25 protein-coding genes are annotated in these 24,330 nt (G+C 30.3%); 22 read left to right on the forward strand and 3 right to left on the reverse strand.

All coding sequences use genetic code 11. From position 1 onward, the window contains the following. Window positions 1-8: 8 nt before the first annotated feature. The 8 genes from BUB36_RS20155 (at window position 9) to BUB36_RS10570 (ending at window position 8,277) form a co-directional block, all read left to right on the forward strand. On the forward strand, window positions 9-2,384 hold the full coding sequence (locus BUB36_RS20155) for a DUF5702 domain-containing protein (RefSeq protein ID WP_073149736.1): 2,376 nt from the start codon (window positions 9-11) through the stop codon (window positions 2,382-2,384). Window positions 2,385-2,406: 22 nt separating this feature from the next. Further along, window positions 2,407-3,426 (forward strand): TadE family protein, encoded by a 1,020-nt coding sequence (locus BUB36_RS10540; RefSeq protein ID WP_131821243.1) that lies wholly within the window; start codon window positions 2,407-2,409, stop codon window positions 3,424-3,426. Window positions 3,427-3,672: 246 nt separating this feature from the next. Beyond that, window positions 3,673-4,074, forward strand: coding sequence for a prepilin peptidase (locus BUB36_RS19710; protein WP_278247824.1), 402 nt, complete (start codon window positions 3,673-3,675; stop codon window positions 4,072-4,074). A gap of 32 nt (window positions 4,075-4,106) precedes the next feature. After that, the gene (locus BUB36_RS10550) at window positions 4,107-5,660 is read left to right on the forward strand and encodes a DUF6382 domain-containing protein (RefSeq protein ID WP_073149742.1); all 1,554 of its coding nucleotides are present in this window, start codon (window positions 4,107-4,109) and stop codon (window positions 5,658-5,660) included. Window positions 5,661-5,698: 38 nt separating this feature from the next. Continuing rightward, a complete protein-coding gene (locus tag BUB36_RS10555; RefSeq protein WP_073149744.1) occupies window positions 5,699-6,532 on the forward strand; it encodes a PP2C family protein-serine/threonine phosphatase in 834 nt (277 codons plus the stop codon). 63 nt (window positions 6,533-6,595) lie between these two features. Continuing rightward, window positions 6,596-7,498 (forward strand): serine/threonine protein kinase, encoded by a 903-nt coding sequence (locus tag BUB36_RS10560; RefSeq protein WP_073149747.1) that lies wholly within the window; start codon window positions 6,596-6,598, stop codon window positions 7,496-7,498. 21 nt (window positions 7,499-7,519) lie between these two features. Continuing rightward, window positions 7,520-7,759 carry a hypothetical protein gene (locus BUB36_RS10565; protein WP_073149749.1) on the forward strand — a complete coding sequence of 80 codons (240 nt, stop codon included), beginning with the start codon at window positions 7,520-7,522 and terminating at the stop codon, window positions 7,757-7,759. After that, complete coding sequence (locus BUB36_RS10570; RefSeq protein WP_106406502.1) at window positions 7,756-8,277, forward strand: A24 family peptidase; 522 nt, start codon at window positions 7,756-7,758, stop codon at window positions 8,275-8,277. The genes BUB36_RS10565 and BUB36_RS10570 overlap by 4 nt, the downstream gene beginning before the upstream one ends. A gap of 151 nt (window positions 8,278-8,428) precedes the next feature. On the opposite strand, the gene BUB36_RS10575 is transcribed toward BUB36_RS10570, so the two are convergent. Further along, window positions 8,429-8,875 (reverse strand): DUF3842 family protein, encoded by a 447-nt coding sequence (locus BUB36_RS10575; RefSeq protein WP_242655778.1) that lies wholly within the window; start codon window positions 8,873-8,875, stop codon window positions 8,429-8,431. Between the two features lie 381 nt (window positions 8,876-9,256). On the opposite strand from BUB36_RS10575, the gene BUB36_RS10580 reads away from it, so the two are divergent. Then, window positions 9,257-9,733 carry a DUF892 family protein gene (locus BUB36_RS10580; protein WP_073149753.1) on the forward strand — a complete coding sequence of 159 codons (477 nt, stop codon included), beginning with the start codon at window positions 9,257-9,259 and terminating at the stop codon, window positions 9,731-9,733. A gap of 135 nt (window positions 9,734-9,868) precedes the next feature. Here the strand turns inward: BUB36_RS10580 and BUB36_RS10585 are convergent, their stop codons facing one another. Beyond that, a complete protein-coding gene (locus tag BUB36_RS10585; protein WP_131821245.1) occupies window positions 9,869-10,660 on the reverse strand; it encodes a hypothetical protein in 792 nt (263 codons plus the stop codon). A gap of 231 nt (window positions 10,661-10,891) precedes the next feature. Here BUB36_RS10585 and BUB36_RS10590 point away from each other — a divergent pair, with 231 nt between their 5' ends. Continuing rightward, entirely contained in the window at window positions 10,892-11,263 is a 372-nt protein-coding gene (locus BUB36_RS10590) for a hypothetical protein (RefSeq protein WP_073149757.1), read from the forward strand. 283 nt (window positions 11,264-11,546) lie between these two features. Here the strand turns inward: BUB36_RS10590 and BUB36_RS10595 are convergent, their stop codons facing one another. Further along, window positions 11,547-11,882, reverse strand: coding sequence for a YlbF family regulator (locus BUB36_RS10595; RefSeq protein ID WP_073149759.1), 336 nt, complete (start codon window positions 11,880-11,882; stop codon window positions 11,547-11,549). Between the two features lie 267 nt (window positions 11,883-12,149). Between BUB36_RS10595 and BUB36_RS10600 the strand changes: the two genes are divergently transcribed. The 12 genes from BUB36_RS10600 to BUB36_RS10655 all read left to right on the forward strand — a co-directional run. Then, entirely contained in the window at window positions 12,150-12,878 is a 729-nt protein-coding gene (locus BUB36_RS10600) for a GntR family transcriptional regulator (RefSeq protein WP_073149761.1), read from the forward strand. Between the two features lie 169 nt (window positions 12,879-13,047). Then, window positions 13,048-14,250 (forward strand): SIS domain-containing protein, encoded by a 1,203-nt coding sequence (locus BUB36_RS10605; protein WP_073149763.1) that lies wholly within the window; start codon window positions 13,048-13,050, stop codon window positions 14,248-14,250. Window positions 14,251-14,269: 19 nt separating this feature from the next. Beyond that, the gene (locus BUB36_RS10610) at window positions 14,270-15,127 is read left to right on the forward strand and encodes a tagatose-bisphosphate aldolase subunit GatY (protein WP_073149765.1); all 858 of its coding nucleotides are present in this window, start codon (window positions 14,270-14,272) and stop codon (window positions 15,125-15,127) included. 14 nt (window positions 15,128-15,141) lie between these two features. Then, a complete protein-coding gene (gene pfkB, locus BUB36_RS10615) occupies window positions 15,142-16,077 on the forward strand; it encodes a 1-phosphofructokinase (protein ID WP_073149767.1) in 936 nt (311 codons plus the stop codon). 198 nt (window positions 16,078-16,275) lie between these two features. Then, the gene (locus BUB36_RS10620; RefSeq protein WP_073149769.1) at window positions 16,276-16,782 is read left to right on the forward strand and encodes a GNAT family N-acetyltransferase; all 507 of its coding nucleotides are present in this window, start codon (window positions 16,276-16,278) and stop codon (window positions 16,780-16,782) included. A 50-nt stretch (window positions 16,783-16,832) separates the two neighbouring features. Then, window positions 16,833-18,116: an ABC transporter substrate-binding protein gene (locus BUB36_RS10625; RefSeq protein ID WP_073149771.1), complete on the forward strand. Its 1,284-nt coding sequence runs from the start codon at window positions 16,833-16,835 to the stop codon at window positions 18,114-18,116. A 144-nt stretch (window positions 18,117-18,260) separates the two neighbouring features. Beyond that, window positions 18,261-19,193: a carbohydrate ABC transporter permease gene (locus BUB36_RS10630; RefSeq protein ID WP_073149773.1), complete on the forward strand. Its 933-nt coding sequence runs from the start codon at window positions 18,261-18,263 to the stop codon at window positions 19,191-19,193. Window positions 19,194-19,208: 15 nt separating this feature from the next. Then, window positions 19,209-20,054, forward strand: coding sequence for a carbohydrate ABC transporter permease (locus BUB36_RS10635; RefSeq protein WP_073149775.1), 846 nt, complete (start codon window positions 19,209-19,211; stop codon window positions 20,052-20,054). A 60-nt stretch (window positions 20,055-20,114) separates the two neighbouring features. After that, window positions 20,115-21,368, forward strand: a complete 1,254-nt coding sequence (locus BUB36_RS10640) for a Gfo/Idh/MocA family protein (protein WP_073149777.1) — start codon at window positions 20,115-20,117, stop codon at window positions 21,366-21,368. A 289-nt stretch (window positions 21,369-21,657) separates the two neighbouring features. Further along, entirely contained in the window at window positions 21,658-22,641 is a 984-nt protein-coding gene (locus tag BUB36_RS10645) for an N-acetylglucosamine kinase (protein WP_073149779.1), read from the forward strand. An 83-nt stretch (window positions 22,642-22,724) separates the two neighbouring features. Beyond that, entirely contained in the window at window positions 22,725-23,888 is a 1,164-nt protein-coding gene (gene nagA, locus BUB36_RS10650) for an N-acetylglucosamine-6-phosphate deacetylase (protein ID WP_073149781.1), read from the forward strand. 213 nt (window positions 23,889-24,101) lie between these two features. Beyond that, window positions 24,102-24,330: S-layer homology domain-containing protein (locus tag BUB36_RS10655; RefSeq protein ID WP_131821247.1), on the forward strand; the 229-nt coding region annotated here is incomplete at its 3' end.

Here is a 24,330-nt window from a genome sequence, read left to right on the forward strand (position 1 = left end):
ATATTTACTTGATAAGAAAGGGGCAAGCTGGAGCAATAACTGTATTTTTAAGTATCATATTGCTGATTATGGTGACTTTAGCTGGAGTAATAGTAGATGTAGTCAGAATAAATACGGCTAAGCCCCAAATTCAAAGAGCAGTAGAAATATCCGTCCGTTCTGCCCTTGCAGGGTATTATACACCATTAAAGGATCAGTATGGTTTATTTGCCCTTGATGAAAATGATGAAAAAAGGCTTAAAGGAATTATTAAAGATTATTTAAGCAAGAATTTAATGATTGATAAGGAATATCTTAATAAAAACAAGATTGGAGACTATGTAGATTTATTTGATTATAAAATTGAAGATATAGAGGTACAGCCAATATTTAATTTAACTGAAAATCCTGTTTTAATACAGCAAATTCTTGAGTATATGAAATATAGGGCACCAAAGGAAATTACTCAAGATTTTTTACACAAGGTGGAGTTATTAAAAAAATCAGAATTTGCTGTAGAAACTTGTGAAAGAAAAATTGATTTTGAGAAGAAATTAAAATCAATAGATAATATTCAAAGGGAGATATACAAGAATATTTATGGTAAATATGAGAAACGTATATTTTATTTTTGGTACAAACAGAAGACTTTAGATTATTTTGTTAGAAAGCTTAATGAGGGAGATTATGATATATTGTTTGATAGATATATTGATGAGGTAAAAAAGTATAATACCTTAAAAGAGAGATTAAAAAAGCTTGAAAGAGAAAAAATAGAAGAGAGAGAAAAAATAGAAAAAAAAATAAAGAAGACTAAAGAGAGAATTGATAAGATTTATAATGAAATGATTACTGAGACAAATAGCTATTATGCTGTTAATAAAACTGCTTTAACGAAACTTGATGAGCTTATTGAAAAAAGCAAAGATTTACTGAAAAAATTGAATGAGTACAAAGCGTACTTAAATAAAAACAAAGAAAATATGAAAGAGGATTATTTTAATCATCTGATGAAGGAAGTATCAGAATATGAGAAACAGATTTTTTATATTGAAGGTGACAGTCAACATAATGACCTAAAGAAAATAAAAAATGAATTAATTAAGAATAAAGAATGTTTAAAGGGTGAAATGGATTCAAAAACATCCATACTAGGACTAATCAAGAAAATATCTCCAAGTAAAGCTAAATACCAAGTTTCTTATATTGAATCAGTAAAAAAGGATGTTATGAATAGGATAAAATCCTATAATAATGCTATTGAATATGATTATATAATTAAGAATAGAAATAAAGATTATAAGAAATATGATAATCGCAATAAGAATCAGGACTTGGGGAACAAGAAAATTAATGGTGAAGAAAAGCCGCAAAAGGGAGTTGTAATTAAAGCTGAGGAATATTCTATGTTGCCTTCAGTTGTTGAATCACAAGCAAATGAAGAAGGCATAAAGATTGGTATAGATTTTCTATTTAATAAAAATAATGACAGGATTGAAGATAATGAGAAAATCAAAGGTATTGAATTCCATGAAGAAGAAAAATTAGGATTCAGTGAATCAGCCTTTTCTTTTCTTAAGGAGATTACAGAAAAAATACACCTTGTAAATATTAGAGATAAAATATATATAAATGAATATATTATGGGAACATTCAAAAATGCTGTAACAGATATTGATGAGGAGGTTAATTTAAGAAACATTAAAAAAAGTGAAATAGATACATATTTTAATACATCTGAAGTTGAATATATTTTAAATGGAAGCAAATCAGAAAAAATTAACCAAACCTTGATGGATTCAAAAATACTTTTAACTAGATTTGGGTTAAACTCTATCTATGTATTTACATGCAAAGACAAAATAAAGACTGCTGAACTAACAGCGACAGCTGTAGCAGGATTGTTTACTGGAGGGGCAGGTATACCGATTATAAGAAGTTTAATACTTTTAGGCTGGTCTATGGGAGAAGCTATTTATGACTTAGATGAATTAAAGGAAGGAAGGGAAATTCCCCTATACAAAACGGAAGAAAATTGGCAAACTGGCTTTAAAGAAGATATTAAAAAGGATGACATTTCCCAAGCAAGTAATTATAATGATGAAGAAGATTCTTCGGACAAAACAAATCCAATAAATACTTCTTATCAGGATTATCTGAGATTTTTTCTATTAGTTCAGGATAAAGATAAAACCATAAAAAGGGTTCAGGATCTTATTCAGCTAAACATGCAAAAAACTACAGGAAATGGCGAACTAAGACTTAGCCAATTTAATACATATATAAGGATTGAAGCAGTAGTTTCAATAAAGTACCTGTTTTTAACTCAGAGTTTTATACCTAAGGAATTTAAAACAGGAAAAAATAGACATAAGTTTAAAGTAGTTATATATCAAGGGTATTAGAGGAGATAGTATGATTTTTTCCATGAAAAAGCAAAAGGGTTCTTTAACTGTGGAAGCAGCAATAGTTTTACCTATATTTATATGTGCCATTTTAACTATTGGATTTTTGACAAGAATTGTATATACCCATGAGATAATTCAACATGGGATCACAGAATCAGCAAATGAGATGGCTTCGTTAAGCTACTTGTATTATATAAGTGGAGTACATGATATAGATGACACCTTAAATAGTGAACTGGAAGAAAAAAAGAAAAAAACTCAGGAGCATATTAATAATATATTTGACTGTTATGAAGAATTAAAAAATTGTGTTTGGCAAGTAAAAGACATCACAAAGGATATCTATGGAGATGTTATTAAAGATGTAGCAAGTGACCCAAAGGGTGAAATAATAAGCTTGCTATCATTAATGGCTAAAGAGGGGCTTGATAAGGGTAAAACTGAGATCGGCAATATGATGATAAGGAAATATATAAAAAAATATGGCTTGACAGATGAAAAATTAAAAAGCTTACATATAGAGAAATTAGATTTTAGCCAGTCCTCTTATTTTAATAATAATCAAGATATTGATGTAATAGTTAAATACAAAGTAAATATTCCTTTGCCTATAAAGCTAATTAGCTATATTCCTATAACCCAAAGAGCCACCGTAAGAGCTTGGATGGCAGGAGATGATAGTGCAGCGCTGGTAAATTTAGATGATGAAGACAATGAATCACAAAAAAAAGATAAGAGGGTATATGTCTCAGTAAAAGGTTCAAGCTATCATAGATTTGGCTGTTATCATATATTTAAAGAAATTGAAGCTTTAGATTTAAAGGATGCAAAAAAGCTAGGTCTTGATCCATGTACGAAATGTAAACCACCAGTGGAAAGCAAAGGTAAGTATAGAGTGTATAAATCTAATAAAAGTTGCGATGGAAAATATCATAAAGAAGGATGTACGTATTTATTTAAAGATATTATAGAAATGGAACTGGAGGAGGCGGTTAAAAAGTACAAACCATGCAAAATCTGTAAACCTCCATGTTCTTAAGGATTATTTATGATAGGAGTTAATAATATGCTATATCTAATAATGATTACTATGACATTAATTATGTCAATTATTATAAAATTATATTTATATCCTAATAAGAATGACAATTTTTTAAAACGGGTTACAGACCTGTTTCTTAAACAAAAAATTACGTTGTTTATTGATGTTTTTTTATTCATAATTTACTTCCTTATTTATAGAAAATATGGTTTTTCATCTTTATTTTTTTCAAATATTATATTGATGTCTATCTTGTTAACTATTTCTATAATGGATATTAAAATGAAAATCATTCCTAATAATTTAGTTATCTCAGGAATTATATTAGGAACTATAATGGTGTTTTTAAATAATCATATTTCAATTATAAGTGCATTACTTGGATGCACGATTTGTGGAGGATTGATAGCCATAATTTCATTTATAACAAGGGGTTCAATTGGAATGGGAGATGCAAAGCTGTTTGCTTGTATTGGCATATTTCTAGGCTTGCATATGACTCTAGGAATATTAATTGTGGCAACAATACTAAGCGGATTAATAGGTCTTTATCTTTTAATATTTAAAAAGGCTGATAGAAAGACTCTTCTACCCTTTGCCCCATATATATTTGCAGCAACAATATTTATGATGGTATTTAATTGATAAATTTTAAGAATAAAAAAGGGGATTATTGTATGGTTGATATCATCAAAGAAAGATTTAATTTTGATTATGAGAATGATTCTACAGCAAGCTATTTAGTATTAAGCATAAAATCCAAGGAAAAAATTCTACAGTATCAAATTGAAATGATAGCCAATAATCCATGTCCAGGTATATTAAAATTTCATGCTAGATACAAAAACAATGATAGGAAACTATATTATAACATTACATCTAAAGTAAGATTATCGGAGTTCTTACAAAGAAAAGAACTAAGTAAGAATGAGTTTATTGATATATTGACGAGTATTACTAAAACTATTATAGATAGTGGAGAATATTTTTTATATGATAGAAGCTTTTTAATTAATGAAGAATATATATATATAAATCCTAGTACCCTTGATATAGGAATTATGTATATACCTATAGATTTTGATATTGATGTTAATGATAATTTCAAAAGCTTTCTAGTTAACTTAATCATTTCTTTAGCTAAGATAGATGAAAACTCAATAGGAAATTATATGCAGAAAATTTTAAATTACCTAAAGAATGATCCCTTTAATATTGCCCATTTTAATGGGCTTCTTATGGATTTGAGAAACAGTGAAATTACAATAAATAAAAAATCGACAGTAAACCAATGTGAGAATACAAGGTTAAAATTTGAAAGTAATGCGATTAGTGAAAATAATGATCAAAATACGAAAAATAGATATGAAGAAAGGTTTATAAAAGAGCCTACAGCTTATAAAGGATTAAGTATGTTAGAAGATAGAAAACACAATAAAGAAGAGACAGGTCAAAGAACAGTTAGAAAATCATATAGATTAAGATTTTTAATCATAGTAGGGTTAGTGCAAGTTCTAATTATATTCATTCTAATATTTAGTATGGATTCAATCAAAGCGTTTGTTGGAGAAGATATAAGTGCCTATGGAGGAATTACTATAATCATAGCTGCAATTGATGCTTTACTTTTAAAAAAACTATTTAAGAAGGGAAATCTAGAGGAGATTAAGACACAAAATAAAGATAAAAAATATTCGATTTTTAGCAAGGATACACAATGGGAAAAACTAACAAAAGCCCGAAGTGTTGAAAATATGACTAATATTCAGATGAATTCACTAAAAGAAGATGAAATCATAAACATGTCTAAGAGAGAAATTTATAATATAAATCAATGTAAGGATATTGATAAAGAGCATAAATCAATACCTCTAATTTCCGATGACATACCTATTGAAACTAATGACACAGTAATCTTAGAGGAAGCAAAAGGAGAATTTCCATACATGCAAAGAATAGACAATGGAATTATAGATAAAATTACTATTACTAAATCTAATTTTATTATTGGAAGACTTCCAAATTATGTGGATCACTTAATAGAGGATAATGCTGTAGGTAGAATCCATTGCGAAATTTTGTATAAAGAAGGAGAATATTTTATTAGAGATATGAACTCTAAAAATGGGACATTTATAAATGGAGATAGAATTGATAGTAATAGGGAATATAGAATTAAGAATAATGACAATATAAAATTTGCAGATGTTGAATATATATTTAAGCTTTAACTTCAATAAATAAAAGAGTGGGGAGTAGAAAGAATGATATGAGAAAACGAAGTTTTTCTATTGGTGCATTGAGCGACATTGGATATGTAAAGAAGACAAACCAAGATAGAATACTTATAGAAATAGGAGAGGAAAAATTTGGAGAGTTTGGTCTTTTTGTAGTAGCTGATGGAATGGGTGGACTTTCGGCTGGTGATAAAGCAGGCGATATTGTTATAGCAGAATTTAGAAGCTGGTGGGATAAAGAGTTATCCTTAATCCTTAATGAGAGAAAAAAATTGAATCTGAATATAATTGATAAGAAATTGAATGATCTTATTTTTAAGATCAATAACAAAGTAATGGAATTTAGTAGATCCATAAATAAGAGAGTTGGTACGACACTTTCAATGCTATTTATATATAGAGATCAGTATATAATTAAACACATAGGAGATAGTAGGATATATAAAATTAATGAAGATATGATTAAATTAACGAAGGATCATTCATGGGTAGCTCAGCAGATTAGACAAGGAAAAATGAATATACAAGAGGCAGTAAATCACCCCCGAAAAAATGTTTTGCTTCAATGCATAGGTATAAAAGAAACATTAGATATATTCTCAAAAAAAGGACAAGTATTAGAAAAGGACATATTTCTATTATGTAGTGATGGGTTTTATAATCTTTTAAAGAAGGATGAGATATTGAAAGCAGTAATAAAATATGAAAAAAAATATGAGAATCCACAGAAAATAATCGATAAACTTATAGAAAAAGTAAAAGAAAGAGGAGCTGTAGATAATGCTTCTGCAATACTTATATACCACAGGAAAGACGAGGAAAAAACCAATTTATTTAAAAGACTAAGGGAAATTATAGATTTGTAATCTTAAAGGTTTATTTTAAATGTTTATAGTTATACGTCTATATATTAATCTGGGGGACAGAAAATGATTAAAAAAGAACTTTTTGATGGTAGATATGAAATATTAAAAGTCATTGGTACGGGAGGAATGAGTACAGTTTATCTAGCCAAAAATATAAAACTCGATACTCTTTGGGCTATAAAAGAGATTAATAAGGTTCCTAGTGTAGGTATAGATTTGTTTGTAGAGCCTAATATATTAAAAAAATTGAATCATCCAGCTCTACCAAGAATATTTGACATTATAGAAGACAAAAACAGTATTTATATTATTGAAGATTATATTGAAGGTATTACTTTAGATAAAAAATTACTAAGATGCGGTAGAATACCAGAAAGGATAGTTATTAGTTGGGCAATTGAGATATGTAAAGTTCTAATTTACCTACATAATCTAAAGCCTAATCCAATTATATATAGAGATATGAAGCCTTCCAATATAATATTAACTAGTGAGGGTAAAATAAAATTAGTGGATTTTGGAATTGCAAGGGAATATAAAACAAATGTAGAAAATGATACAGCCTATATTGGGACAAGAGGATACGCTGCTCCTGAACAATATGGAAGTGCACAAACTGATGTTAGAACAGACATATACAGTCTTGGAGTGACATTATATCATCTGCTTACAGGAAAAAGTCCCAATGAGCCTCCATTCACAATTAAACCAATAACAGAGCTTAATGAAAATCTATCAAAGGGTATAGAATATATAGTAGCAAAATGTACGGAAATAGATCCAGAACAAAGATATCAATCGGCACAGGAGCTTATTGAGGACTTGATAAATCTAGATAAAATTAATTTATATTATAATAAAAGATTAGTAATCAAAAAATTAAAAATAGCTTTGATGATATTTCTATTATTGTTTTTTACATATGTTACATATATAGGTATTATTGAGATAAAAAGGTTTTTATAGAAATGAGATTAGGGAGGAAACATGCTTTTAAAAGGAATTTTTTTAACTTTTATTGGGATTAATGGAATAATTATTACAATAATATGGATTATTAAATCATTTAATGAAGCCAATAAAAAGGAAGTATATCCTTTATATAATAATAAATCTTTACAATTTCCTTTGCAAAGACAAGCGACCCAATCAACTGTATTACTAGATAGATTTATTTTAGATAAAGAAATTCAAGAGACAGTTTTATTAGATGAAGAGGAGAGGTGAATATTATCATAGTAAAATATCTAGAGATAGTAATACTTATTATATTATCTTTAATGAGCGATATAGAAACTTATAAAATAAAAAATATTATAGTTTATCCATTTATCATAATAGGAATAATAACTAATTTATATTTAGACGGTATCGGTGGATTATTTTTCTCATTAAAAGGTGTTATTATTCCAATTTTCCTATTAAATATTTTATTTATATTAAGAATGTTGGGAGCAGGTGATATAAAACTTTTCAGTGCCATTGGAGCCATAATGGGAGGAAAGTTTGTACTTTATACTATTCTTTATAGTTTTCTTTGTGGAGGTTTTATTGCATTATTATTAATCATTATTAGAAAAAATGCCATGGAAAGATTTAAAGAATTATATATATATCTAAAGAATTCTTTTATTACCTCGTCAATCTTACCCTACACAGATTTCAAAGATAAAAGTGATGGGGGAAAATTCAGATTTACTATGGCTGTTACTTGTGGGATATGTATAAGCTTAATTCAGATGTGATATTGGAACTGACATATATTTATTGAGTGGATAAAGAAAAACAATGAAGTTAAATTGTTGTATATTGAAAAAAATTTCATATAGGATTTAAAGTCATAAATTTGATGGTGAAGCTTACGACATTTATAGAAAATACTTGTGAACTAGGTTATTATATTGGAGATTTTTCAATATTTTCTTTGATACTGGAAATAATTTCGTCGATAATATCCTTTATTTTAAGCTTTGTTGTTCCAGGTATATAAATCCCGTGTTTTTGCATTGGAATTATGTATTTTGTACATTCTAATTTAAATACTGCTTGCGATATTGATGAAGTGATTTCACCTTTGATTCCACCACTACAAATTATTCCTATGGGACCTATAATACAGTCTGGATTATTGGTTTCACAAAAACTACATATATCCTTTTCTCCTGTTATTCCAGTATTTGCACCAGCCTTTATCATGTTAGATGTAGCTACAGGGTTAGTACCAAGTGCAATTAAGTAAATATCAGAATCAATTTCTTTTTTTATTTTTTTAATTATAGTTTTGCCTAATCCTGCACCTTGAGCGTCTAATACAGCTATTTTCATGCCAATCCTTCTTTCCATTATAGTTTCTTATATATAGATTTCCAAAAGTAAAACTTAATTTATACACATCAAAATATCCAGAGTTTTTAGGGATTTTTGATGTGTATAAATTAACTGTTTTACTGGAATATCTATATAGATTTCCAAAAGTAAAACTTAATTTATACACATCAAAATATCCAGAGTTTTTAGGGATTTTTGATGTGTATAAATTAATTGTTTTACTGGAATATCTATATTTATGATACTAAATTTTCAAGTATTTGTCTAAATAATCTTATCATTTGGCTCATGAAACAAATAAATATAGGTAAAGTATAAAAGGTTATAGAAATTTTGGTATAGCCATGAATAAATCCCAAAACCATGGAAAAAATAGTTGTTGGAGGTGATTTATTCATGATAAATTTAAGCCAAAAAGAAAGAATGTTGTTGGAAGATCAAAAAAGTCATGAGGATGCATGTGTAAAAAAATATACTAAATATGCAGAAGAAGCCAATGATCCAGCTTTAAAACAAATGTTCTTAAATCATGCGAATAAAGAACAGGAGCATTATAATACTCTAAATCAAATATTAAACGGTCAGCTTCCTAATATAACCCAAGAACAAGGACAGCAAAACCAACAAAGTGCTAGTCAGAATGTTATGCAATCCTTTACTAGCGAATCTTCATGTAGCCAAAAAGATGCGGATCTATGCAAGGATTTATTAATGACTGAAAAATATGTATCAAGTACCTACAATACCACTATATTTGAATGTAGAGACACAAATTTAAGACAGATTCTCAACCATATACAAAAAGAAGAACAGCAGCATGGTGAAGATATTTTTAATTATATGCAGAGTAAAGGTATGTATAATGTTCAATAAGTAGGGGCACTAAAGGTGCCTCAGGCTGTTGACAAAAGCCCAATTTCTGCGTTACTGCCAAAATCTCCTTTGCTCACTTGCCGTCTTAGCAAGCTCCGCTATTCGATTTTGGTGTGCTTTGAACTTGAACTTTTTTCAAAGCCTGCCATCTTGTAGACTTTGTCTACAAGATGGGGCACCAAAGGTGCCTTTACTAAGTATTGTTTTCGATAAAAGATTTTTATCACATTCTTCTATAGTAGTGATATCGGGGGCAAGTACGTATAAAAAGATTGAAATGTTATATTCTTTAAAATATTTTACATAAGTTCTTCCTTTCAATATAATGGTAGGAAAATCCTCACCAGCATAATACTTATCTATAGGTTTTCCATATTGAATATATGCAGTATGATTTTTAGTAGATTTGTGAATAGGACTGTTTGTTATAATTGTGGAATCTATTTTGATCCAATTATTATGGGTAATGTAATTGACATTATACTCAATGCTGTCAATGGAGACATCAAACCTCATTTTTTCCTTTGGACAGCCTAAGCTGCTTAACACCAACCTTTCTTGGTCATATTTAGGTACTGATGATATCTCCTCTAGATTAACAGTACCGTCATTATAAAAGCCAAAGGCAGACTTATCACTTGAGTTATTTTTAACTAAGTAGCCTCCATAAAAACTGCTGTAATACTTGGAATTTGGGTCGTAATAGGAGGAGGAGCCATCTTTAAATTTGAAGTGACCAAAGTTGTATAGAATAGTAAGGGAAAGATTTTTACCTATGTATTTTGAAAAACCAGCATTATCATTAAAAATCATAACGAAGGGATACCAATCTTTACTTTTTGTACTTAATCCTCCAGGAATATCAAAGATTATATTATATTTATTTAATATACTTTCTTTTTCATGGACCTTGCTGTAAAAAAACATAACTAAATAGCTCCTTAGGGGAAACCATAAGGGGGTATTTAAAATAACAGTAATTCCCAATAAAATGATAATGATAAAATTGAAAGATTTCTTCCTCATATTAATATCACCATTCTTTTTGATTTCTACATATATTTTTAAATTATTTTCACATTAATATACTTTATACATATTATAATATTGAACGTGTAATCTATAAAGAATTAAAATATATTAAGAGGTGATTTATGAATGGAAAAGTGCTGTAACTATAATAATGATTATAGTGAAATGATGCCTATGGAAGAAATGAATCAAATGATGCCCATGCAGTCAATGCCTATGCAGCCAATGATGATGCCTATGGAGGCAATGTGCACAATGGCTTCAATATGTACAATGGCAGTTATGAATGCCATGGCTTATATGAATGCCATGGCTTGTATGCAACCAATGGGATTAATGCATCCAATGAATGGTATGTTTCCCATGGTACCAATGGAACCTGTAGATCAAATGAATGAAATGTATCCTATGAATACCATGGAGCCTATGGGAACAATGAATCCAATTGGCCCCATGAATGTAATGGGAGCAATGAATCCAATGTATCCTATGAGATAATTAAAAATACTAAGAAAAAATATTAAAAAGGTTTCTATCTTAAAAAGGATAGAGACCTTTTGCTTTTACATAGGAATTTAAACTTTTTCCACAAAAAATTGCGTAGCTGAAACAGAGTAAAATAGAGTGCTAGAAGAAAAATTAAAAATATTACCAGTAAAATATTGATGCAAATTGTTTTCTTTTAAAACTTACTAGAAAGACCCTAGTACTTGCAACTTGGAACATGGAACTTGCAACCCAAGAGGCGTCAAAGACGACTATGTTCCCTGTGGAAAGAATATCACTTTTTAAATTCTGAGTCTAATAAATCCCCTATAGTTTTGTACACCTTGAACATCATATCATTGAATGCTTTTCCAGAATTAAGTAATTTATGTACCTCAGGGATTCGAGAGAGTTTCATAAAGCTTCTATTCAGCTCTAATGATAAAGCCTTTGCCTTTTCATCTTGAATATTCATATTATAAAGCTTCATTTGTTTTTCTTGAAACGATTCTATTTCTTCGCTTAAATCCTCATATTCATTTATACTTACTTTTGCTTTCTTAAATTCCTTAAATTCATTAGTTTCTTTTATGGCAGCTACTAAGTTACTGATTTGACTTTCTAAAGACATTTAATCAACCCCTTAATTCAGAAAAGTAATCTAAGCTTTAAATTGTGATTCTTAACATTATATTCTTTTTGGCTTGTATGTATTACATATAAATATTATTCAATATAAGGAACTTAAAATTAGAAGTAGCATCTTTTTATAGAAATATTCATATATTGAATAATTTTATTGACAATTTAAGGGATATGGATTATTATAGATTTAAAGAGGTACGTACCACATTATAAGTAGTAAAATATAAAGACCTATATAAAAATGAGGTGCCATATGTCAAAGATTAAAAAAGGAGATAGAGTCCCATTATACTATCAATTAATGGACATTATTATTGAAGATATTGAAAGTGGTAAGTATAAAGAAAATGATAAATTACCATCAGAAAGGGAATTATGTGAAATTTATGATATTAGTAGAGCTACAGTAAGACAGACTATTAGAGAGCTTGAGAAGGAAGGATATATATATAAGCAGCATGGTAAGGGGACTTTTGTCTCTCCAGAAAGATTTAAGCAAGATTTACTGAAGTTTTACAGTTTTACAGAAGAAATGAAAAAAATAGGAAAAATTCCATCATCTAAGGTTTTAGATTTTGAAATAATACAAAGTGATGAAAAAATAGCAGTTAAAATGGAAATAGGAATAGGTGAAAAAATATATAAATTCACTAGACTAAGACTAGCTGATGGAAAGCCTATAATGCTTGAAACAAGCTATATTCCCTATAACAGATTTGAAGGTATATCAAGAAATGATTTAGAAGAAGAAGCTATGTATGATATTTTTACTAAAAGATATAATACAGTTTTTACAAAGGCAGAAGAGAGTTTTCAACCTGTTTCAACACGAGAGGATGAAGCGGTTCTTCTTAAAAATCAACCAGGGTCTCCCAGTATGATGATTGAAAGAATTACTTATGAAGGAGATAAGATTATTGAATATACAGTAGGTATTGCTAGGGGAGACAGATTCAAATATCGTGTTGTTTTAGAAAAATAATATTGACAGAGGATAGAAAAAGAAGTATACTTAGTTTAAGTGGTACGTACCTTTCTGGTGATTTGATATATTATAAAAAATAATTTGATTTAGCAAAACTGGTAATAACAACATGACAACATCACGACAACTCACCTTGTTGATTTTAATAAAGGAGTGAAGCATATATATGAAATCAATCTTTGGATTTGATGAAGCATATCTTAAAAAAATAAAGGCTCATATAACGGCAAAGGAAATAAGACAGCAACCTAGGTTATGGAAAGAGACACTTGAGATAATAACTAATAAAAAGGAACAAATTAAGAAATATTTAGATGAAATTTTTCAAGAAGATAATTTAAGAATAATATTTACAGGAGCAGGAACCTCTGCCTTTGTGGGTGAGTGTGTAACCCCCTATCTTGATAGAAAATTACTCAATAGGGTAGAAGCTATACCAACAACAGATATTGTAAGTAATCCCGAGAACTATTTACATTCTGATGTACCTACTTTACTAGTATCCTGTGCTAGATCTGGTAATAGTCCAGAAAGCGTAGCAGCAGTAGAGTTGGCGGAAAACTTGGTTGATAACTTATATCAGATATTTTTAACCTGTAATCCTGAAGGTAGTTTAGCAAAAAAAGCTTTGGAAAGTGATAAAAACTTGCTTATCTTAATGCCTGAGGATTCAAATGACCAGGGATTTGCAATGACAGGAAGTTTTACTACTATGATTTTATCTTCATTATTAATATTTAATCTTGATGAACTAGAAGATATAGAAGAAGATATTATTAATATTGCCAATATAGGAGAAAATCTATTAAAAAATAGAATTAATGAAATTATGAATATTCAAAGTGTAGACTTTGACAGGATTGTATACTTAGGGTCATCATCTTTAAAGGGATTGGCAAGGGAAGCTGCACTTAAGATTTTAGAATTGACGAGGGGAAAGATTGTTTCAGATCATAATTCATCTCTAGGCTTTAGACATGGACCAAAATCAATAATTAATGATAATACATTAGTAGTTTCCTATCTATCAAATGATAAATATACAAGGCAATATGAAGTGGATTTATTACAAGAAATGAAGACAGATGGTGGAAATACAAAGATTATGGCTATTTCTTCATATAAAGATGAAAAAGTAGAAAATTTAGTTGATTATTTCATATCGATCCATGAAGATAAAAAAGAATATAGAGATGATGTATTTTTAGTCTTTAATTATATATTAATTGCTCAAATATTTGCGTTTTTAAAATCAATTAAGCTTGGTATATCTCCCGATAATCCAAGTCCAGACGGAGTTGTTAACAGAGTAGTAAAGGGCGTAGTTATATATCCATATCATATAAAAGATGCAGTTAAAGTACTGTAGAAATAGGGAGGCATTATATATGACTATTGTATCGACTAAGGAAATGCTTTTAGATGCTCAAAAAAGAAAATACGCAGTACCTGCATTTAATATACATAACCTAGAAACCATAAGGATAGTTGTAGAAGCTGCACAGGAACTAAAATCACCAGTTATACTTGCGGTTACACCTAGTACAGTTGAATATGCAGGAGCAGAATATTTAATTGCTATTGCAAGGGTGGCTGCCTTAAAACATTCGATTCCTATAGCTTTGCATTTAGATCATTTTAATGATATAAAGCTTATAAAAAAATACATAGATTTAGGCTTTTCATCAGCCATGATAGATGCTTCACATGACCCTTTTGAAGAAAATATAAAAAAAACCAAGGAAATAGTAGAATATGCAAAAAATTTAGGGGTAACTGTTGAAGCAGAACTTGGAAGATTAGTTGGACAGGAGGATGATTTAGTAGTCGAAGAGAAAGATTCTGTATTTACAAATCCGACTATGGCATTAGAGTTTGCGGAAAGAACAAATATTGATTCGTTGGCAGTTGCAATAGGAACAGCCCATGGATTATATAAATCAGAGCCTAAGCTAGACTTTGATAGATTATCACAAATAAAAGAAAAGGTAAGTATACCATTGGTATTGCATGGAGCCTCTGGTGTACCCGTTGAAAGTATAGGAAAGTCAATAGAGCTTGGCATATGTAAAGTCAATATAGCTACTGAACTGAAAATTCCATTTGCTGATGGAGTTAAGAAATTTTTTCAAAAAAATCCTGATGCTAGTGATCCAAGAAAGTATCTTAGTGCAGGTATGTTACCAATGAAGGAAGTTGTTATGGAAAAGATTAAGATGTGCAAAAGCGAAGGAAAGGTTTCCTAAAGGAGGCATTTTGATTGATTGCAACTATAACTTTAAACCCATCCTTAGATAAAAGATATATAATAGAGAATTTTAAAAAAAATGGGGTATTTCGTGTAAAGGAAATGTCAGAAACAGCAGGTGGGAAAGGATTAAATGTGGCCAAGGTAGTAAAGCTTTTAGGAGAACCAGTTGCTGTATCAGGTCTTATAGGTGGAAAAAATGGAGATATCATTGAGGAAAAGCTGATGAATTTAGGAATAACAAATGAATTCGTGAAGATAAAAGGGGAAACTAGGAGTTGTATAGCAATTTTATCAAATGATTTGAGTCAAACAGAAATATTAGAAGCAGGTCCCAGTATATCACAAGAGGAAACTGAGAGATTTTTAAAAAAATACGATGAAATGATTAAAAGAACAACTATAATATGTGCTTCTGGAAGCATACCACAAAATGTTCCATCTAGTGTATATAGAGAATTAATATCAAGGGCTAAAAATAATAATGTAAAATTTCTATTGGATACAAGTGGCAAGGCTCTGAAGGAAGGGATAAAAGCTTTACCCTATCTTATAAAACCTAATAAAGATGAGTTAATAGAATTAACAAATGTAGAAATAAAGTCAGAAAAAGACATATTGAATAGTGGAATAAAACTAGTGCAAAAGGGCATAGAAGTGGTGGTGATATCTTTAGGTGGAGAAGGTTGTATAGTTTTCAATAAAGATAGAATATACAAAACATTATTACCTAAGGTTGAGGTGGTAAATCCTGTTGGATCAGGGGATTCTATGGTTGCAGGCTTTGCAGTAGCTTTAGAAAAAGGATATAGCTTTAAAAAAATGATAAAATTTGCTTCAGCAGTAGGTACCGCAAATGCAATGGAACATGAAACAGGGAAGGTATCAAAAGATGTAGTAGAAGACTTAATGAATAAGATAGAAATTGAAGAAATTATAAATCATTAAAACAGTTTATTCAGGAAGATCGCAATTCATAAAAAGCTACGAATTATATGACAATATAATAGGATTAGGGTTGTATATACATAAATAAATATTATAAGGATTTGGAAAGCGTTAACATGTAAGCTGTAGATAATGTTACTATTTTATTACAAATTTTAAATTTATATCAATATATTAACTTGCTTGGAGTGAATTTAAGTGAAAAATATTACAATTAGAAGGCTGCAAAGAAAAGACTGTGAAATTATATCTCAGTCCTTTGCCAAGCAAGGATGGAACAAGCCTAAAGAGCAATATGAAAATTACTTTGAGGAGCAAGAAAAAGGTAAAAGAGTCGTAATTATCGCAGAATATTGTAAAAAATTTGCTGGATATGTAACTATAAAATGGGATTCAATCTATCCAGCCTTTAAAGAAAGAAATATACCTGAAATAAAGGACTTAAATGTTTTAATAAAATACAGAAAAAATCGTATTGGAACAATGCTAATAAATGAAGCAGAGAAAATAGTAAAGTGCAGATCAGAGCTTGTAGGTCTAAGGGTAGGACTTACCTCCGATTATGGGGTAGCTCAAGCTTTATATATTAAAAGAGGCTACATGCCAGATAAATTGGGAATACACTATAAAAATAGACAATTAAATTATGGAGAAGAAATATTTGTAGATGATGAATTGACATTGGGATTTATAAAGAATCTTTAGCGATAAACCTTGAAAAAGGTTATAAATAAAAAAATAAAGGGGAGTTGTATATGAAAAAAATATTATCTATTATCTTATGTGTAGCTTTAATGACTACTATGTTGGTTGGGTGTGGAGATAAGGCGACTAGTGGTCAAAGTGATCAAGGTCAAAAACAGGGCAATGAGCCTGTAACACTGACATTTGCCCTTTGGGACAAAAACCAAGAACCAGTTATGCAAGAAATAGTAAAGAAATTTGAAGAAACTCATCCAAATATTAAGGTTGATGTTCAGCTTACACCTTATAAGCAGTATTTTACTAAGCTTGAAACAGCAGCACAAGGCGGAGAAGTTCCTGATGTATTTTGGATGAATGGTCCTCGGTTTATGAAATATGCTGCAAATGGGATATTGATGCCAATCACAGAAAAAGTAAAATCAGAAAATATTGATTTAAGCAAATATCCTCAAGGGCTGATAGATTTATACTCCTATAAAGATAATCTTTATGGAATTCCAAAGGACTGGGATGTTACTGCACTTTGGTATAATAAAAGGTTATTTGATGAAGCAGGAGTAGATTATCCTACAAATGAGTGGACTTGGGAAGATATGAAGGAAGCAGCAAAAAAACTGACAAATACTGATAAAGGAGTGTATGGTATTGCAGCTAGGGCAGATACTCAAGAAGGTGCATATAATACAATACCTGCATGTGGAGGATATATAATTTCAGATGATAGGACTAAATCAGGATATGATACTGCAGGAAATGCTGAAGGGATAAAGGTTTGGATAGATTTAATAAAAGAAGGTGTATCACCTACAGTGCCTGAAATGGATGATACTAGTCCTATATCTATGTTCCAATCTGAAAAAGTGGCTATGATTTATGCTGCTTCATGGAATGTTCCAGAATTTATGAAAAACGAGATGATAAAAGACAATGTTGATTTAGTTGTGATGCCTAAGATTAAAGGTAATCGTGGGGCAGTTATTCATGGGCTTTCAAATGTTATATATTCAGGAACAAAGCACCCTGAAGAAGCTTGGGAATTAGTAAAATACCTAGCTAGCAAAGAAGCCAATGAGATTTGGGCAAAGTCTGGGGTTGTTATTCCAGCTCACACAGAAGCTTTAGATATTTGGAAAAATTCATATCCAAATATAAATCTTCAAGCATTTATAGATACCCTTGATTATGCTACTATGTATCCATCAACTGTAAACACAAAATGGTTTGAAGTAGAATGGGATACTTATATAGAAATGTGGAATGAGCAAATATCTGTTGAAGAAGGTTGTAAAATTATTTATGATGAAATGACTAAAGCCCTTAAGCAAGATAAATAAGAAATATATAATTATTCAGCTTTGTTTTAAAACAAAGCTGAATAATTATACTAACAAAAATGATAACAAATTTATTTTTTATTTAGATAATATGCGACTTATAGTAATGGATATAAATATATTCATTATAAGAGGAGGTTATAAATGGACTCACAAGCTGTCAATATAAAGAATAGCAAATCCAAGAAAAAAATATCAAATAGGCGTAAAAATGATATAAAATGGGCGTATATTTTAATATTACCAACGGTTTTAGGTATCACTATATTTTATGTAGGAGCGTTTTTTCAAAATCTATTTTATAGTTTCACTGATATGGGTGCTTTTGGAAAATGGTCGTGGATTGGAATCGATAACTATAAAAGACTAATATTTGATCCAGAGGTTAGGCAAACATTAATAAATACCCTTAAATATACTATTTTTTCTGTACCCTGTACAATAATAGTTGCAATAGTTGTAGCTGCCCTTTTAAACTCAAAGATTAAAGGCATAGGTATATATAGAACATTGTTTTTTTTACCAGCAGTAACAATGCCTGCAGCTATTGCTATGGTTTGGAAATGGCTTTACAATGGTCAATTTGGTCTTGTTAATTCTCTTCTAGCTAAAATTGGTATTAATGGTCCCGCATGGATAGCGGATCCTAGGTTTGCACTGCCTGCAATAGTAGTAGTATCTGTATGGATGAGTATTGGCTTTAATATGGTTATTCTTTTAGCTGGATTACAGGGGATACCACAAAGTTATTATGAGGCAGCTTCTATTGATGGTGCAACTCCTATTCAACAGTTTTTCAAAATAACTATACCTCTTTTATCTCCAACAATTTTTTTTATTTCAATTATGGCATTAATAAAGGCATTTCAAACCTTTGATTTGATTTATTTAATGATAGGTAAAAGCAGTGTAGCAATGGATAAGACTAGAACTATAGTGTATTTATTCTATAAGTATGCATTTGAATGGTATGAAAAAGGATATGCAGCAGCCATTGCAGTACTTATATTTATAATAATTATGATTGTAACAATAATACAGCTTAGACTTCAAAAAAAATGGGTTCATTATGAATAGATGGGGGTTTAGTTAATGATTTTAAATAATAAAAAACAAAATAAGTTTTTTAATCAAAAATTATTAGTCCATATAGTTCTTTTAATAGGAGTGGTTGTTACAATAACTCCCTTTGTATGGATGGTTCTCACATCGCTAAAAACCGTTGGCGAATCAACTTTGGTTCCTCCTAAAATATTGCCAGAAGTACCTCAATGGAAAAACTATAGTGAAGTACAAAAGACTTTACCATTTTTAAAGTTTTATTATAATACCATAGTTTATACTGTTGTTAGAACCTTGGGGCAAATTATTCTTTGCTCAATGGCAGGATATGCTTTTGCCAGAATAGAATTTCCAGGGAAAAAATACATATTTATAGGATTGCTATCTGTACTTATGATTCCTGGACAATCTTTTTTATTACCTCAATTTATGATTATGGCAAAGCTAAAGCTTTTAAATACAATTAGGGCATTAATTATTCCTGGGTTATTTAGTTCCTTTGGAACTTTTTTGATGAGGCAGTTTTTTATGCAGATTCCAAAGGAGATTGAAGAAGCTGCTATATTAGATGGATGTAATCACTTTCATATCTTTAAAAATATAATGCTACCTTTGGTAAGACCTGGTATTATAGCTTTAGCAATAACTTGTATCTTAGATAGTTGGAACCAATTGATGTGGCCACTTATTGTAAACACTAATATAAATAAAATGACCTTATCTGCTGGAATAGCATCATTATCTGGACAGCATTTCACTAACTATCCTGTGATGATGGCAGGGGCAGTTTTAGCTATATGGCCAATGATTGTAGTTTTCATTATATTCCAGAAGCAATTTATACAAGGATTAGCATTTACAGGTTCTAAGGGGTAGGAATTCAATTCGAGAGAAAAATAATTTCATAATATATTTATTCAAAAGGGGGCAATTATTATGTCTAAAGTAAAAATCGCACTTATTGGTGCTGGAGACAGAGGTAAGGATAGATATGGAGAATTTGCAATCCAGTATCCAGAGAATATTGAATTTGTTGCAGTAGCTGAACCAAATGGAATAAAGAGACAAGAATTTGCTAATAAACATAATATAAAACCAGAACTTCAATTTGAATCATGGGAACCATTGTTAGAAAAAGATAAATTTTGTGATGGAGTGATTATTGCTACCCAGGATGATATGCATTTTGAGCCTTCTAAAAAGGCTTTGGAGAAAGGATATCATGTTCTTTTAGAAAAGCCTATGTCTAATGATTTAAAGGAATGTATAGAACTGGGCAAAATTGCAAAAAAATCTGATAAAACCTTTATGATATGCCATGTTCTTAGATACACACCTTTTTTTAGTACTATCAAAAAGATTATTGAGGATGGAACTATAGGTGACGTAATGTCAATTCAGCATAATGAGAATATAGGTTATTTTCACATGGCACATAGCTTTGTAAGAGGAAATTGGAGAAATTCTATACAGTCGAGTCCAATAATTCTTGCTAAAAGCTGTCATGATATGGATATATTACTTTGGTTGGCTGGGAAAAGATGTACTAAGATATCTTCCTTTGGCAATCTGTCATATTTCAGACCAGAAAGAGCACCAGAAAAGGCAGGAGATAGATGCTTATATTGTCAAATAGAAGAGACCTGTCCTTATTCGGCTAAAAGGCTTTACTATAAGCATATAGGCTCATGGCCTACAACAGTTATTACTGAGATACAAACAAAGGAAGCAGTTACAAAGGCTTTAGAAGAAGGGCCATATGGAAAATGTGTATTCAAATGTGATAATGATGTATGCGACCACCAAGTAACCATAATAGAATTTGAGGATGGGATAACTGCTACCTTTAATCTTAGTGCATTTACAAATAAAGTACATAGAAGTATAAAAATAATGGGAACTGAAGGTGAAATTAGGGCAATCGACAGTAAAAATGAGATAGAGGTCCATAAATTCGATTCCAATGAAAGAACAATAATTAATCCTGAAGTAATAACAGGTGGTCACGGTGGCGGCGACCATGGAATAATGAGGGATTTTATTTCTCTCATAAAAGAGGGAAGTGGAAAGGCTCTTACTTCAGCAGATATATCTGTTGAAAGTCATGTTATGGCATTTGCAGCTGAAGAATCAAGGGTAAATAACAGAACAATAAGCTTAGAGGAATTTTATAAACAATTTAACAACTAAGCAATAGTATAAATTTTATGATTATTAAGAAAAACTGTTATGTTAATTTCTATGGAGGAAATTTTTATATTCCCTTTCTGTAATATAAAAATAACAAATTGAATCCCCCTTAATATATTTTTTTAAAAGATTGTGTAGTTGGAGATTATTGTTTATCAAAAAAGTCTCTACTACACAATCACTAATTAGCGGTGTTTTTTATGGATTACTTATATTCATTAGAGCTTATTAGGGTACACCTATAGAATTATTTCAAATTTGAATGCAGTTTTAGTTTGGAGATGATTGAATGATATATTTAGGAGTAGATGGTGGAGGGACAAAGACTGCTTTTATGCTTATTAATGACGAAGGGAAAATTCTAGGCTGTATAACGAAGGGGACCTGCCATTACAAGCAAGTTGGTATGGATGGTTTTAGTAAAACGTTAGAACAAGGAATAAATGAAATTTGTAATAAAATTCAAATAGATATAAAGGATATTGATTTTTCCTTCCTTGGAATACCTGGATATGGAGAAATAATAGAAGATGCAAAGAATATGGAAAATAAGATTGAGGATATATTTAAGTCAGATTATTTTAAGTGCGGAAACGATGTAGAAGCAGCATGGGCTGGATCATTGGCATGTAAACCTGGTATCAATATAGTAGCTGGTACAGGAGCAATAGGAGTAGGTGTAGATAAATATGGCAAAGTTGCAAGGTCAAGTGGATGGGGACATTTTTGCGGAGATGAGGGTTCCGCATATTGGCTAGGTAAAAAGGCTATAGAGATATTTGGAAAAGAGTCAGATGGGAGGCTAGAAAAAACTCCATTATATGAAATTGTACGTCAAGAATTAGCCATAGACAGGGATTTTGATTTAATATCGTTGGTTTTAAATAAATATGGCATGAATAGGGGCAAGATAGCAGAGTTAGCTAAACTTATATTTATGGCTGCTAAGGCAGGTGATAAATATGCAATCAAAGCATTCGAAGAAGCAGCTTATGAACTTAGCTTAATTGTATTTTCCATAATAAAGCAATTAGATTTTGATGATAATGATGAATTATTAATATCCTATTCAGGTGGAGTATTTAGATCAGGGGAATTCATATTAAATCCATTTAAAAAATATATTTTAGAAACTCAAAAGAATATTAAAATTGTTACACCTAAACTGCTACCAGTAACTGGAGCAGCATTGTATGCCCTTAAAATAAAAGGCAGTGAATTTAATGAAAAAATTGTTGATATTTTAATGAAAGAAGAATCAAAACTATTATAAAAAATTTCTAAATATTTTAATATGCTCAAGTTAGATGATATAATGTAAAAATAGGAATATATACTATTAAAGGGGGATAAAAAATGCCATATTTAATAAAAGCATCAGAAATTTATTGCGAGAATGAAGTGCTAATGAATGGTTGCTTAGCAATCAATAATAATCTTATAGAAGATATAGGCACTCATTTAGATGAAGAAGGAACAGAGATAATAGATTTAACAGGATATAAAATAATACCAGGATTAATAGATTTACATATTCATGGTGCAAATGGTTATGATACTATGGATTCAAACTATGAGGCGGTAAATGAAATATCTAAATACCTTGCTAAGAATGGAGTAACCAGGTTTTTGCCTACAACTGTGACGGCTGATTGGGCGAAAATAATTAATGCTGTTAGAAATATTAGAGAGATAATGAAAAGGAATGTAGAAGGAGCTGCTATAATTGGTTCCTATATTGAAGGACCATTTATAACGGAGAAGAAGAAAGGTGCTCATCCAGCCCAGTTTATTAGAAGATTGGATGTTAAAGATATAGATGAGCTATTACATGAGGCAGATGGTAGCATTAAAGTCATTACAATTGCACCTGAAAAGGAAGATGCTCCTGAATTAATCAAAACCCTTACTGCAAAGGGAATAAAGGTTTCGCTAGGTCATACTAATGCAACCTTTCATGAAACTAAATTAGCAATAGAAAATGGAGCTAGTATTGCTGTCCATGTATATAATGGCATGAGGGGGCTTCACCATAGAGAGCCAGGAGTCTTGGGAGCAGTTTTAGGAATAGATGATATATATGCTGAGCTTATAGCCGATTTGATTCATGTACATCCTGAGTCAATTAAGATATTGGTTAAATGCAAAGGAACTGATAAGATTTGTTTAATCAGTGATTGCATGATGGCTGGAGGATTATCAGATGGAGAATATAAGCTAGGGGAATTGGAAGTTGCTGTAAAGGATGGGATTCCACGACTCAGTAATGGTTCACTAGCGGGAAGCACCTTAAAGATAATAAATGCTGTTAAAAATATGATTGAAAAGGTAGGAGTAAGCCCATTGGAGGCTGTTCATATGGCTTCATTAGTACCTGCTAAAATACTAGGGATTGATGATGAATATGGAAGTATAAAGATAAATAAGAAAGCTGACCTAACTATAATCGATAATGATTTTAATGTTATTATGACAATAGTAAATGGCAAAATTGTCTATAGAAAAAAGAGTCAAAGGTGACCAGAGTCAAAGGTGACGGTTCCCTTTGACTCTTTTTTGTGTTCTAATGCCTAGCAACTAGGTAATATCTAAAAAACAATGCTAAGAACACAAAAAAAATCAAGCATTTACAAATTCCTACACAATTTTTACAAAAAATGTATTATATTTATTAGTATATAAGCTTTATATAAATAATAAAACCAAAAAAAGTTTAGGAAAGGAAGATTTTTTATGAAAAAAATAATATCAATGCTAATCACTATAACCCTAATAGCAGCAAGTACAGCCTTTGTATTTGCAGAAAAGGGGGAGGTATCACAAAATGAAGTAGGGAAAATAAAGGAATTTACAGACCTTACAAAGCACTGGGCTAAGGGCTACATAGATAAGCTAATAGCCTTAGAAACGATAAATGGATATGAAGATGGGACATTTAAACCAGATAATCCAATAAAGGTAG

This window comes from Paramaledivibacter caminithermalis DSM 15212 (genome assembly GCF_900142245.1).
Lineage (GTDB): Bacteria > Bacillota > Clostridia > Peptostreptococcales > Caminicellaceae > Paramaledivibacter > Paramaledivibacter caminithermalis.